Origin of the sequence: Brevibacillus aydinogluensis, from assembly GCF_961514395.1 — a bacterium.
GTDB classification, from domain to species: domain Bacteria; phylum Bacillota; class Bacilli; order Brevibacillales; family Brevibacillaceae; genus Brevibacillus; species Brevibacillus aydinogluensis.
Window position 1 is genome coordinate 3,700,001 of the sequence record NZ_OY569118.1, and the last position, 12,171, is coordinate 3,712,171.

At 55.6% G+C, this 12,171-nt stretch carries 14 protein-coding genes (1 of these 14 running past the window's edge); 1 reads left to right on the forward strand and 13 read right to left on the reverse strand.

From position 1 onward, the window contains the following. The 5 genes from Q7F15_RS18305 to groES all read right to left on the reverse strand — a co-directional run. Nucleotides 1–625: the 5' portion of a carbohydrate ABC transporter permease gene (locus Q7F15_RS18305; RefSeq protein ID WP_171566210.1), read on the reverse strand. The gene continues 197 nt to the left of window position 1, outside the view; only the first 625 of its 822 coding nucleotides appear in the window; it begins with the start codon at nucleotides 623–625; its stop codon lies beyond the left edge, outside the window. A gap of 11 nt (nucleotides 626–636) precedes the next feature. Next, nucleotides 637–1,596 carry a carbohydrate ABC transporter permease gene (locus Q7F15_RS18310; protein WP_171566209.1) on the reverse strand — a complete coding sequence of 320 codons (960 nt, stop codon included), beginning with the start codon at nucleotides 1,594–1,596 and terminating at the stop codon, nucleotides 637–639. Between the two features lie 83 nt (nucleotides 1,597–1,679). Next, complete coding sequence (locus Q7F15_RS18315; protein WP_304414769.1) at nucleotides 1,680–2,969, reverse strand: ABC transporter substrate-binding protein; 1,290 nt, start codon at nucleotides 2,967–2,969, stop codon at nucleotides 1,680–1,682. 229 nt (nucleotides 2,970–3,198) lie between these two features. Further along, nucleotides 3,199–4,821, reverse strand: coding sequence for a chaperonin GroEL (groL, locus tag Q7F15_RS18320; protein ID WP_304414770.1), 1,623 nt, complete (start codon nucleotides 4,819–4,821; stop codon nucleotides 3,199–3,201). Between the two features lie 56 nt (nucleotides 4,822–4,877). Further along, a complete protein-coding gene (gene groES / locus Q7F15_RS18325; RefSeq protein WP_171566206.1) occupies nucleotides 4,878–5,162 on the reverse strand; it encodes a co-chaperone GroES in 285 nt (94 codons plus the stop codon). 270 nt (nucleotides 5,163–5,432) lie between these two features. On the opposite strand from groES, the gene Q7F15_RS18330 reads away from it, so the two are divergent. Further along, on the forward strand, nucleotides 5,433–6,743 hold the full coding sequence (locus Q7F15_RS18330; protein ID WP_304414771.1) for a CAP domain-containing protein: 1,311 nt from the start codon (nucleotides 5,433–5,435) through the stop codon (nucleotides 6,741–6,743). Between the two features lie 70 nt (nucleotides 6,744–6,813). On the opposite strand, the gene Q7F15_RS18335 is transcribed toward Q7F15_RS18330, so the two are convergent. The 8 genes from Q7F15_RS18335 to Q7F15_RS18370 all read right to left on the reverse strand — a co-directional run bounded on the left by Q7F15_RS18335 (nucleotide 6,814) and on the right by Q7F15_RS18370 (nucleotide 12,160). Continuing rightward, a complete protein-coding gene (locus Q7F15_RS18335; protein WP_171566204.1) occupies nucleotides 6,814–7,242 on the reverse strand; it encodes a hypothetical protein in 429 nt (142 codons plus the stop codon). Between the two features lie 255 nt (nucleotides 7,243–7,497). Beyond that, nucleotides 7,498–8,343 (reverse strand): IS3 family transposase, encoded by an 846-nt coding sequence (locus tag Q7F15_RS18340; RefSeq protein ID WP_230076700.1) that lies wholly within the window; start codon nucleotides 8,341–8,343, stop codon nucleotides 7,498–7,500. A gap of 17 nt (nucleotides 8,344–8,360) precedes the next feature. Then, a complete protein-coding gene (locus tag Q7F15_RS18345) occupies nucleotides 8,361–8,657 on the reverse strand; it encodes a helix-turn-helix domain-containing protein (protein ID WP_230076701.1) in 297 nt (98 codons plus the stop codon). Between the two features lie 101 nt (nucleotides 8,658–8,758). Next, entirely contained in the window at nucleotides 8,759–9,535 is a 777-nt protein-coding gene (gene tatC, locus Q7F15_RS18350) for a twin-arginine translocase subunit TatC (RefSeq protein WP_171566203.1), read from the reverse strand. A 13-nt stretch (nucleotides 9,536–9,548) separates the two neighbouring features. After that, nucleotides 9,549–9,893 carry a twin-arginine translocase TatA/TatE family subunit gene (gene tatA, locus Q7F15_RS18355; RefSeq protein ID WP_171566202.1) on the reverse strand — a complete coding sequence of 115 codons (345 nt, stop codon included), beginning with the start codon at nucleotides 9,891–9,893 and terminating at the stop codon, nucleotides 9,549–9,551. Nucleotides 9,894–9,935: 42 nt separating this feature from the next. Continuing rightward, complete coding sequence (locus Q7F15_RS18360; protein WP_304414772.1) at nucleotides 9,936–10,937, reverse strand: molybdopterin-binding protein; 1,002 nt, start codon at nucleotides 10,935–10,937, stop codon at nucleotides 9,936–9,938. Then, nucleotides 10,931–11,446, reverse strand: coding sequence for a MogA/MoaB family molybdenum cofactor biosynthesis protein (locus tag Q7F15_RS18365; protein ID WP_171566200.1), 516 nt, complete (start codon nucleotides 11,444–11,446; stop codon nucleotides 10,931–10,933). The genes Q7F15_RS18360 and Q7F15_RS18365 overlap by 7 nt, the downstream gene beginning before the upstream one ends. A gap of 117 nt (nucleotides 11,447–11,563) precedes the next feature. Next, nucleotides 11,564–12,160: a 5-formyltetrahydrofolate cyclo-ligase gene (locus Q7F15_RS18370; RefSeq protein ID WP_304414773.1), complete on the reverse strand. Its 597-nt coding sequence runs from the start codon at nucleotides 12,158–12,160 to the stop codon at nucleotides 11,564–11,566. Between the last annotated feature and the right edge of the window lie 11 nt (nucleotides 12,161–12,171).

The window sequence follows — 12,171 nt, forward strand, 5'->3', positions numbered from 1 at the left end:
AAAAATCGTTCCAGACGCCGATCAAATGGACGATGCCCACTGTTGCCAGCGGCGGCTTCATCAGCGGCAGAATGATCTTCCAGTACACCTGAAAACCATTGCAGCCGTCCAGCCGTGCCGACTGGTCCAATTCCGTCGGGAGCGTCTTGAAAAACCCGTAAAAGACAAACACGGCAAAGGGGATTCCGCCGGCCACGTACAGAATCACCAGGGACGTCAGCGTATCCAACAGCTTCAACTGCAGCATGATCATATACAGCGGCAGAATCGCCAGCTTCATCGGCAGCATCAAGCCCAGCATGAAGAAAAACAACACGTACGGATTCCAGCGAAACGGATAGCGGGACAGGTAGAAAGCGGCAAGTGACGAGAGAAACAGGATCAACAAGACAGACAGCCCGCTCACGTAGACGCTGTTCCACACATACGCGCCAAAGTTCACCTTCTCCCACACCAGCTTGTAGTTTTCCAATGACAGCGAAGCGGGCAGACCGAGCGGCGACGTGAGGATCTCCAGATTGGATTTAAACGACGACGCGATCATCAGAAAAACGGGATACAGCATCAAAACGGAAAAAACCAGCAGCACCAGATACTTTGCAAACTGTCCGAGCCTTGCTGTCATGGTCGAACCTCCTACAGTTCGTATTCCTTGCGTTTAAAGAAAAAGAGCAGCACCGCCGTCGCGCTGGAAATCATCAGGAACAGCACGACTGCCAACGCCGAGCCCAGCCCGATGGACTCGCCCCCCTCCACTGACCCGAAGGCCAACCGGTAGAAGTACGTGGCCAGTACATCCGTGGAATAGTAAGGGCCCCCTTGCGACCCCTGCATGGCAAAAATCAGTTCAAACGTTTCAAACGAGCCAATGAACGTCAAAATCGTCATCACCATGATCGACGGCATCGCCAGCGGCAGGGTTATGCGCAGCAGCATGGTCAGTCCGGAGGCCCCGTCAATCTTGGCGGCATCGTATATTTCCGCCGGGATGGCCTGCAGCCCGGCCAGGAAGATCAGCACGGCAAAGCCGAGGCCGTACCAACTGTTGACGAGGATGATTGCGTAGAGGGCCGTATCCGGGTCGCCCAGCCAGGGGCGGGCCCACTCTTCCAGTCCGACATGCTTCAGCAGGGTGTTCAGCGCCCCGTACGTCGGGTTCAAAATCAGGCTGAACAGGAAGCCGACGACGATCACTGACAGCAGCTTGGGCAGAAACAAGACCGTTTTAAAAAACTCCTTGCCGCGAATCCTGCTGTTGATGATCAGGGCGAGCAGGAACGCAACCACCAGCTTGGCGACGATCGTCCCCACGAAAAAGATGACGTTGTGACCGAACCCGCGGAAAAACATCTCTTTAAACGGCGATTCGGTAAACAGGCGCACGAAATTCTCCAGACCAATAAACGCGCCCCGCTTCAATCCGTTCCACTCGTAAAAGCTGTTCAAAAACGCACTAAAGATGGGATAGACCTGAAACCACACGTAAATGACCAAGGCCGGCAGCAGGAACAGGTGAACCAAATGCTTGCTCAGGTTCAGCCCCCGACGCGGAGCGGCCTGCCGCTTTACTTCGGTCGATTTTTCCAACACGGCCATGGGTGAACCCCTCCCGAAAAACAGGGTACAGCCAAGCGCCCCGGCCTGACTGTACCTCTGCTTGAATTTTTTCCGGCGCGCCGCTACTTGTTCGGCTTGAACCACTTGTCGGCGGACGCCTGGGTCGCTTCCGCCACCTGCTCGACGGTGAGCTTGTTGATGTACATGCCCTGCAACGAATCCTCAAACGTGGTTTTCGTGGTCGGCGTTCCCTCCCCAAAATGAACGAGCATCAGGTACGGGACCATGCTTGCTTCGCTCAGCTGCGTCATTTTTTGCACCAGCGGATGCTTGGGGGTCACGCCGGGAATGGGGCTGACGCGGTTTAGTTCGTCGCTGAACAGTTGGCCAAACTCCTTTGAGGCGAGGAACTCCATGAACAGCTTCGCCTCTTCCGGATGCTTGGACGCCTTCACTATACCGTAGGAGCCGTCCACCCAGTTGACGATCGGCGTGTCGCCGCCTTTCTCTTTGGCCAGCGACGGGATCACGTCAAGAGGCATGTCGGGGTTGTGCTTTTCAAACGTTTCCAGCCGGTAGCTGCCGTTGATGTACATGGCAGCCTTGCCGGTATAGAACAGCGCCTGCGCGTCATTGTCGTCGATTCCCACAAAATCGGGCGGGAAAAATGGTGCCAACTCCTGCATCTTTTTGATCGAATCGAGAAACGCCGGATCGTTGAAGGTGGCCTCGCCCTTCATCAATTTGTCCACGAAGTCGTTGCCGCCGTATGCACTGATGCCAATGACGCTGTGCGTGAGGGAGAGCAGATAGGCCGCTTTGCCGGACTGCGCGATGGGAATGATTCCCTTTTGCTGGAGTGCACGGCACACCTGGAGAAATTCGTCCCAGGTTTGCGGAGGCTGCAGGCCGTTGTCGGCAAACAGCTTTTTGTTGTAAAAGATCACGGCGGAGTTGATCGACAACGGGACGCCGTACACCTTGTGGTCACTGCCCCTGGCTGCGTCCAAATACGACTGCGGAATCTCCTGGAGCCCTTTGAGATCGTCCAGCGGCAGCAGATACCCGGCGTCGGCCATCGCACGGGTGCCCGCATACGGACGAAGCTGCACGATGTCCGGCCCGGTTCCGGAGGTGAGGGAGTTGGTCAGAATGGTGTTGTACTCAGTCGATTTGAACGGTTTGAACTTCACCTTGATCCCGGGATGCTGCCTTTCAAACTCGGCAATAAACACAGCGTACGCATCCTTGTCTTCCGGCCGCCAACTGTACATGACCAGTTCCACCGGCTCCCCTTTGGCCGGTTCACCCCCGCCCGGCTGATCACCCGCAGACGACGACGGACTGCTGCTGCAAGCAGCCAGGACGAACACCAGACATGCACATAACAGCCAGACCCCTGCTCGTTTCATTGTGAATCGCCTCCTTACCCTTTTTTCGCTTGGCTCGCTGTCAACATATCTCTGAAGTATTATTTTACATTTTATTTATAAAATACGAAACATTTTTTCGGTAAACATTTGTACTATTCAGAAAAATAACCAGAAAACGCAAGCACCTCAGGCTTGCCTTCCAAATACAAATAAAAAAAGAGAGACAGACTGCTGTCTGCCTCTCGTGTTGAATCGGTATCCCGATTCATTACATCATGCCCATGCCGCCCATGTCCGGCATGCCGTTGCCTGCTTTGGTCTCTTCCGGTTTGTCAGCCACAACGGCTTCCGTGGTCAGGAACATAGCTGCCACGGATGCAGCGTTGGACAGTGCGGAACGGGTAACTTTTGCAGCGTCTACGATACCTGCATCGATCATGTTTACCCATTCTTCGGTAGCAGCGTTGAAGCCGATGCCAACCGGTTCGTTTTTCAGGCGCTCCACGATGACGGAGCCTTCCAGACCTGCGTTCGCAGCGATTTGACGAACCGGCTCTTCCAGTGCGCGCAGCACGATTTGCACACCCACTGCTTCTTCGCCCTCGGCAACCACTTTCTCAACAGCTTTGATCGCGTTGACGAGCGTGGTACCACCGCCAGGCACGATACCCTCTTCCACTGCAGCGCGAGTGGAGTTGAGTGCGTCCTCGATGCGCAGTTTTTTCTCTTTCAGTTCGGTTTCGGTAGCTGCACCGACTTTGATCACTGCTACGCCGCCAGCCAGTTTTGCCAGGCGTTCTTGCAGTTTTTCACGGTCGAAGTCGGAGGTGGTGTCTTCGATTTGTTGACGGATTTGAGCAACGCGGCTTTCGATTGCAGCCTTGTCGCCTGCACCTTCCACGATCGTGGTGGTTTCTTTGGTAACAACAACTTTACCAGCGCGGCCCAGTTGTTGCAGTTTGGTGGATTTCAGTTCCAGACCCAGTTCTTCGGTGATCACTTCACCGCCGGTCAGGATTGCGATGTCTTGCAGCATAGCTTTGCGGCGGTCGCCGAAGCCAGGCGCCTTAACGGCTACTGCAGTGAAGGTACCGCGCAGTTTGTTTACTACCAGGGTAGCCAGCGCTTCGCCTTCTACATCTTCTGCGATGATCAGGAGCGGTTTGCCGCTTTGTACCACTTGCTCCAGCACCGGCAGGATCTCTTGGATGTTGGAGATCTTCTTGTCGGTGATCAGGATGTACGGATCTTTCAGAACCGCTTCCATTTTGTCGGTGTCGGTGATCATGTACGGGGAAGCGTAGCCGCGGTCAAATTGCATACCTTCTACAACTTCCAGCTCAGTCGTGAAGCCTTTGGACTCTTCAACGGTGATAACGCCGTCTTTGCCCACTTTTTCCATAGCTTCAGCGATCAGTTCGCCCACTTCAGTGCTGTCAGCGGAAATGGACGCAACTTGCGCGATAGCCTCTTTGCTTTCCACCGGTTTCGCGATGGACTTGATTTCTTCAACGGCAGCGCGTACCGCTTTTTCCATACCGCGACGAACAACCATCGGGTTGGCGCCGGCGGTTACGTTTTTCAGACCTTCGCGAATCATCGCATAAGCCAGAACAGTAGCGGTGGTCGTACCGTCACCAGCGATGTCGTTGGTTTTGGTCGCAACTTCTTTCACGAGCTGCGCACCCATATTTTCATAAGCGTCTTCCAGCTCGATCTCTTTCGCGATGGTCACACCGTCGTTGGTGATCAGCGGAGAGCCGAATTTTTTCTCCAGAACCACGTTGCGGCCTTTCGGACCGAGGGTTACTTTCACGGCGTTAGCCAGTGTTTCCACCCCGCGAAGCATCGCGCGGCGTGCGTCTTCAGAGAACTTGATTTGTTTTGCCATCTCAAACTCAACCTCCTGCGTTATGTGTTTTCCGTACGTTCCTTATGTGAAAAGCCTTAGCCGATGATCGCGAGGATATCGGATTCGCGGAGCACGAGGTATTCTTTGTTGTCCACTTTTACTTCGGTGCCGGCGTATTTGGAGAAGATTACCTTGTCGCCTTCTTTCACTTCCAGCGCGATGCGCTCGCCGTTGTCGGCAACGCGGCCGGAACCGACTGCGATTACGCGTCCTTCTTGCGGTTTCTCCTTCGCAGTGTCAGGCAGAACGATACCGCTTGCAGTCGTTTCTTCTTTGGAGATTGGTTCGATTACCACACGGTCACCCAATGGCTTCAGCACAAAAAACACCCTCCTTAAAGTCTAGGTTCATGAAGATGATTGTTGTTAGCACTCGATCGAGGGGAGTGCTAACACCCATTACCTATAATAATGAATCCCTATGTACTTTGCAAGTAGTTTCCCTCACTTTTTTCCATCCGGCCTGTTCTCGTTCCCTCTCATTTTGACAGTCTTTTCTTTGGCATTTGCTAGATTTTCGGTTCTACCAGACCAGCTTGTTCATATAGATAAACCATGAAATCAGACAAGCCATCCAAGGAGGGAACCTGCATGCGCAAATGGATCTGGATCGGCGTGTTCGCCCTCTTGGTCGCGGGCATCGGCCATTTCCTCATCGCGGGCAATTCGTCCGCCATCCTCGCCAACGTCCAGCCGACCACGCTGTATTGGGACGGCAAAGCCGTAACCGGCGTTGATTCGTCCGGGTATTTTCACGACGGTACCCGTTACCTTCCCGCCGCACTTGAATACAAGGGGGTCACGTATGTTCCCCTGTCTTTGATCGGCCGCCATCTGAACAAACCGACAGGCAGGGACGAGGCCAGCCATTCCGCCTGGCTGGGACAAGCACCGGGGGCGGCAAAACGCCCTTCGCCCCAGCAGACAGGCCCTGCCGCAGTCAAACTTCCGCCTGCTCAGTCAGCGACCGCGCCTACCGAGACCAAACGTCCCGCTCCGAACACTTCCGCCAGCCTGTTCGGCATTTCTCTCGGCATGCCGGCCGAGCAGGTGGTCAAAGTGCTCGGCAAGCCGGCTCGCCAGGAGCCGAGCGGTCTGGGGTACCAGTGGTGGATCTACAACTGCGATCCGGCCCGTTACCTCCAGGTGGGCATCAGTGACGGCAAGGTGGTGGACATCTACTCCAACGCGCCCCAAGCCAAGACCGGCAATGCCTCCATCGGTACCAGCCTGCCGGCTCTTGTCCGCCACTACGACATCGCCCATACCGTCTCGTTTTCCTACATGAACGCCCACGTGGAGATCACCAACCAAAAATACCAGCGGCCGCTGGTCATCGTCGACGGTATCCCCCACATCTTTTACCTGGACAAGCAGAACGGCGACAAGGTGACCGCCATCCGCCTGATTGACACGCTGATGCTCTTGCGCGGCAGCTTTTACGAAACGAAGTGGACGTATCAGGGCGAGGCTCCCAATTTCGATCCCCCTCCGCTGAGCGTAAAGGAGCGGGAGCAGGTGAACACCGCGATGGAACGTCAACTGCTCGACCTGGTCAACGTCGTCCGCTACCGCTACAAACTGCCCCTGCTTACCTGGAGCGACCAGGCCGCCCGCGTCGCCCGCCAGCACAGCCGGGACATGGAGTCCCACGGCTTTTTCGACCACGTCTCCGCCACCACCGGCTTAAATCCATTCCAGCGGCTGCAAAAAGCAGGGATCGCCTACAGCATGGCGGGAGAAAACATCGCCGCCGGCTACCCGGATGCCATCGAAGCCCACGAGAGCTGGATGAACAGCCCCGGTCACCGCAAAAACGTGCTGGAAAAAGGATTCGCCCAACTGGGGGCGGGCGTGGCGACCGACTACTACACCCAGACGTTTCTCACGCTCAAGCAATAAGGACGGGAGTTCTCCCGTCCCGTTTGCCCTTTTTTAAGCCCAGTCCTGCCGCTGCGGGTACGCCGCACCTTCAATCCTGCAGGCGGACGAGCTTTTTTAATCCGTCCACCTCGCCGGCAAACTCGACGACCAGGGTCTCGTACTGCTTGGTGTGCAAAATCATCCAGGGGCGACGGCTGCCCGCCTTGGGCATGACGACAAACATTTCGGCAATGGCGGCGTCGATCTTTGCTGGCCGGTGAACCAACTGCCTTGGCGGCACCAGCGGGATTTTGACGATCAGCGCATGTGAAAGCGGCGGATTCAGCTCCTGCACCCGCCCGCTGACACTGTTCAGGAGAACCTGGGCTTCCGTCTGAAATGCCTCTGTGTTGTCAAAGGTATTCACCACCCGCTCTTCGTCCGTGTCAAACAGTTCTACTTGTTCGGCCGCTTCTGCTTTGACCGCTCCCGTCTGCAGTGGAGAGGCCAGCAGTGCCAGACAGAGAATCAGCCACATGGATGTACACACCTCCTGTTTTCCCGTAGTAGTATGCCCGGCCGCCTGCAAAAGTAGAAAGGACGGCATATGCCGCCGACGTCATCTGCATTCCGCCTCACAACGGGCCGGCGTACCTCGTGCTTACGGTTGGTACCGCCGCTCCCTGGTCGGGACCTTTACCGACAGACTGCCCATGCCGGACGCACCAAAAAAAAGCCCCCGCCGCATTTGGTCAAGACCCCATTTTGTAGACACTTAAAAAACCCCCGGCCGTTAGGCCGCATGCTGACGCCTGTACTCGACTGGCGTCAGCTTATTTAATTTGATTTGCAAACGCTCTTCATTGTAAAAACGAATGTACTCCTCAATTCGTCTTTGCGCTTCATCCAGACTTCGAATATCATAAGGATAGAGAGCTTCTGCCTTTAAGTGCGAGAAGAAACTCTCCATAGGGGAATTGTCTAAACAATTGCCCCTTCGCGACATGCTGATTCGGGCGTCAACCTTTTGCAGCATGTCGTGGTATGCGTGGGACGTGTACTGGGAGCCTTGATCGCTGTGTACGATCAGTCCAGTCACGTCCTTATGCTTTTCAAATGCTTTCCGAAACGTCTCCAGGACAAGGGCATTGTCATTGTGTAAGCTCACATGGTGCGCCACGATTTCGTTGTGAAACAAGTCTTTAATCGCTGATAAGAAGATACGTTGATCTCCTACACGAAACTGGGTAACATCGGTGACCCACTTCTGGTTTGGTTTCTCGGCTGTGAAGTCACGCTTCAACAGATTTTCGGCAACACGACCATCAGATTCAGCCGCTCGATACGTGCTCCGATACGCTCGCTTGCCACGAATAATGGCTTTCAGCCCAAGAATTTGCATGAGTCGTAACACCTTCTTATGATTCACAACCTTGCCGTATTGACGAAAGAGTTCCGCTTGAATTCTTCGATACCCATATATTCCTTTTCGTTCATCATAGATGGTTTGAATCTGCTGTTTCAGTTCTCCGTCTCTATCCCACTCCTTCTGTGCAAGATACCGATAATACCCACTCCTCGATACACCAAGAAGTTTGGAGAGTTCGGTAATCGGGTACAACGCTGCGACATTCTCCATCACACGATACTTTTTTCTTACACCTCCCGCATCCAGATTTCCAAACACTTTTTTAGAATTTCGTTCTCCCGTTTCAATTTTTTCACATGTCGATCTTGATCGATGTACGCTGTACGTCGTCCACGCTGATCCAAAAGACCGAACTCCCCAAGTTGTTTGTATTTCCGCATCCACTTTTTTACTCGATCCTTATCCTGGATTTCTAAATGCTCAGTGATCTGTCTGTATGTCCACTTCTCCTCTACATGCAATCGTATTGCCTCCATTTTCAACGACAAAGGATAATGTTTGAACTTTTGACCTTTGATAGCCATAAAAAATTCACCCCTTAAAGTAACATCGGTTTTCCCAAGGGGTTTTTCCAATGTCTACTTTAAGGGGTGCACTCTAATTTCGGCAGGGGCCTTTGCACGCATCAGCGAACTGCTTCGTCCGCTTCCCATCCGTATTCTTTTTCCCAGGTCTCATCCTCTTTCAGCTGTTTGCGGTAGACGATCCGCGACAGCCAGACGCTCAACTCGTAGAGGAGCAGCAACGGGATAATCACCAGGATGTCGCTGACAATATCCGGCGGCGTCAGCGTAACTCCCACCACCGCCAGACCGAAGTAGGCAATGCGGCGAACCTTCGCCAGCCGCACCGGGTTGAGGATGCGCAGCCGGGTCAGAAACATGACGACAATGGGCAGTTCAAACAAAAACCCGAACGGAATCACCATGTTCATCAGAAACCCGAAGTACTCGGCGATCCCGTAGTTCGGCTTGATGTCCATCCCCAGCGAGATGCCGCTCACGAACTGCATCACCATCGGGAACACCACATAGTAGCCAAACAGGAGGCCGACGACGAACAGCACGCACGCAGCCGGGATGAACATCAGCGTCACGCGCCGCTCGTTGTCGCGAAGACCCGGCGAGACAAACAGCCAGGTCTGATACAGGGCAAACGGCAGCGTCACCACCACCCCGATCAAAAAGGCAAACTGCATGTACACCCTAAGCGCGTCAGACGGGTGCAGGGAGATGAGCGGAACTCCCTCGGTGATCGGCTTTTCCTTCAGATATTCGACAATTGGGCCGGCAGCAAAAAAACCAACAATCAATGCAGCAACAAATACAACCAGCACCCAGATAATCCGTCTGCGCAGCTCAGTCAGGTGCTCCACAACGGTCATTTCACGATCGTCCGACATGTCCACCACCCGGTTACGCCTTGGGCTGTCCGCTTTCGGCCTGCAGCCGCTCCTGTTCCAGCTTTTCCCGAATCTCCTTTTCCAGGCGTTCGCGTTCCAGCCGTTCGCGAATTTCCCGCTCCAGCTTCTCGCGGTCAAGCGCGTCCTTTTCGGTAATCACAGCCTTGGCGGGCTGTTCCTTCACCTTGGATTCGGCTTCGTCATCGTCGTCCTTGGTCAGGCCGCGGGTGGCGTTCTTAAACTCCTTCAACGTGTGACCCACCGCGCGCCCCAGTTCCGGCAGTTTCTTGGGGCCAAACAGCACCAGAGCAAGCACAAGAATCAAGATCAACCCTGGAATCCCAATCGTAGAACCCATTCACATTCACTCCTTTTCTCCATCAGCCAACAGTGTTGCCAGCTAGCATGTGCGCAATCCGCCGTATCCCAACCGGGTCATGTCCGACTCGACGATTCGCTCGCCGGCCAGGATCCGGGGCAAAAACACGTCAAACGAGGTAAACGGCTCGTGCATCACCGCTCCGGGCAGACCCAGTATCGGCACGTCGCCCTTGTAGGCTACCATCAGCATGGAACCGGGCAGCATCGGCGTGCCGTAACGGACCACTTCCGCTCCAACACCGGCAATCGCTCCCGGCGTGCGGTCGTCGGGGTCAACCGACATCCCGCCGGTCACCAGCACCAGATCGACGCCCTCCTCCAGAAAGCGGATAATCTCCCGTTCGATCGCTTCCTTGTCGTCGGGAGCAAAGCGCTGCTCCGTCACACGGGAACCGAGCGCCTCCACCTTGGCCCGGATCACGGGGCCGAACTTGTCGGCAATCCGGCCTGAATACACTTCACCGCCAGTGGTGACCACTCCCACTTTCTTTTCGTAAAACGGCTTCACCTGTACGATCGGACCGCTGAAGCCCCGCGCCAGCTCTTCCAGGCGGACGATTCGTGCTTCCTCCATGATCAACGGAATGATCCGCGCGGCGGCCACCGTCTGGCCGGGCTGCACCACCTGGTCGCTGTAGATGGTGGACAGGGCGATGCCTTCCAGCGCGTTGATCGCGTGGACGGCTTCTTCGTTAATCTTCGCCAGCCCCAGCCGGGTCGCCTTCATTGACACCTTTCCCTCGTAAGGCTCGGTCAGCGTCAGCCCGTCCCCGGACACCGCCCGGGCAATCCGCGTGCCCGCGTCATCCTCATGAATGTACCCCTCCGGCATCTCCAGCACGTAGATGTGCTCCTTGCCGATGGAGAGCAGCGGTTCGATGTCCGCTTCCGTGATGACATGCCCTTTTTTGAACAGGCGTCCTTTAAATTCGCCGGGCAAAATCTGTGTCATATCGTGGGGAAGCATCATGCCTACCGCTTCCCTCACAGGCACTTCCTTCAGCTTTGGTTTTTCTACCAACCCAATCCTCCCCAATCTTCATTGGCCTCTCCCGTTCCCTGCAAAATGTGCAAGGCATCGGACAGCATGTCTCCGATGGCGTTGAAGCAGATTTCCACGCCGCTGGGATTGCCGGGGAGGTTGATGATCAAGGCGTTACCGCGCGTACCTGCGACAGCGCGAGTCAGCATCGCGCGGCGGGACTGCTGCAATCCGGCCCGACGCATTTCCTCGGCCAGACCCGGAACGGGCCTGTCCATGACCCACGTTGTCACTTCCGGGGTGACGTCGCGCGGACTCAACCCGGTACCGCCGGTGACAATCAACAAATCGCACTTCTCCCGGTCCACCAGCTCGATCATGTTCTCTTTCAGTTCCTCCATGTCGTCCGAGACGGCGCGGTAAATGGCCACATCCACCTGCAGCCACTCACGGGTCAGCTTGCGGATGATCGGGATTCGATCGTCCACCCGGTCTCCTCTTGCAATGGAATCACTTGCCGAAATGACGCCAATTTTCCAGTTGCCCACAGTCCATTCCTCCAATTGTCCTTGCAGTTGTATTGTACACCGTTTTGATCCCGCTGTAGATAGTGCAGTTGGAAAATATGCAAACCTGACACAAAATTGCCGCAGACCGGCATCCACTCAGCGCGGATCGGCTGCCCTGGTCTCAAGCACGCCCGCTTCCGTCACGAGGTAATCGAGACGGACGTCATGCGGCTCTACCGGCACGGATGGCACCACCTGAAAATGGTAGCCGCAGCCGATCAGCATCGGCTTTTGGTCCAGCGAAGCGAGAAACCGGTCGTAGAATCCGCCGCCATAGCCCATCCGACCCCCCTGCCGGTCAAATGCCACACCCGGCACCAGCACCGCGTCCAGCGCAGCCAGATCGGCCTCCTCCGCTTTTTCCGGGTCCGGCTCCATGATCCCGTATGCCCCGGGCCGCAGCATGTCCGGTCCGGTATAGCGGTAGGGTATCAGCCGGCGCTCCGCCACGAGGGTCAGCGGAAGCCATACCTCCTGTCCCCTTTGACGAGCGCTGTCCAGAAACGGGACGATGTCCAGCTCCTCTCGTATCGGATGAAAGGCCATCACGGTCCGGCACGCTGCCAGTTTGGCAAAGGACAGCAAATGACGGCACGCCTCCCGGGAGCGATTGGCCCTTTCCCCGGCAGGCAGCGCTGCCCGCTCGGCCAGCATCTGCCTGCGCAACGCCTGCTTCAACTTGGCCCGTTCCATTCCCAACGATC

Bases quoted from the DNA above. Each gene is read 5' to 3' on its own strand.
- Q7F15_RS18310 (WP_171566209.1), bottom strand. From the start codon at position 1,596: ATGGCCGTGTTGGAAAAATCGACCGAAGTAAAGCGGCAGGCCGCTCCG.
- Q7F15_RS18315 (WP_304414769.1), bottom strand. From the start codon at position 2,969: ATGAAACGAGCAGGGGTCTGGCTGTTATGTGCATGTCTGGTGTTCGTC.
- groL (WP_304414770.1), bottom strand. From the start codon at position 4,821: ATGGCAAAACAAATCAAGTTCTCTGAAGACGCACGCCGCGCGATGCTT.
- Q7F15_RS18330 (WP_304414771.1), top strand. From the start codon at position 5,433: ATGCGCAAATGGATCTGGATCGGCGTGTTCGCCCTCTTGGTCGCGGGC.
- Q7F15_RS18335 (WP_171566204.1), bottom strand. From the start codon at position 7,242: ATGTGGCTGATTCTCTGTCTGGCACTGCTGGCCTCTCCACTGCAGACG.
- Q7F15_RS18340 (WP_230076700.1), bottom strand. From the start codon at position 8,343: ATGGAGAATGTCGCAGCGTTGTACCCGATTACCGAACTCTCCAAACTT.
- Q7F15_RS18345 (WP_230076701.1), bottom strand. From the start codon at position 8,657: ATGGCTATCAAAGGTCAAAAGTTCAAACATTATCCTTTGTCGTTGAAA.
- tatC (WP_171566203.1), bottom strand. From the start codon at position 9,535: ATGTCGGACGATCGTGAAATGACCGTTGTGGAGCACCTGACTGAGCTG.
- tatA (WP_171566202.1), bottom strand. From the start codon at position 9,893: ATGGGTTCTACGATTGGGATTCCAGGGTTGATCTTGATTCTTGTGCTT.
- Q7F15_RS18370 (WP_304414773.1), bottom strand. From the start codon at position 12,160: ATGGAACGGGCCAAGTTGAAGCAGGCGTTGCGCAGGCAGATGCTGGCC.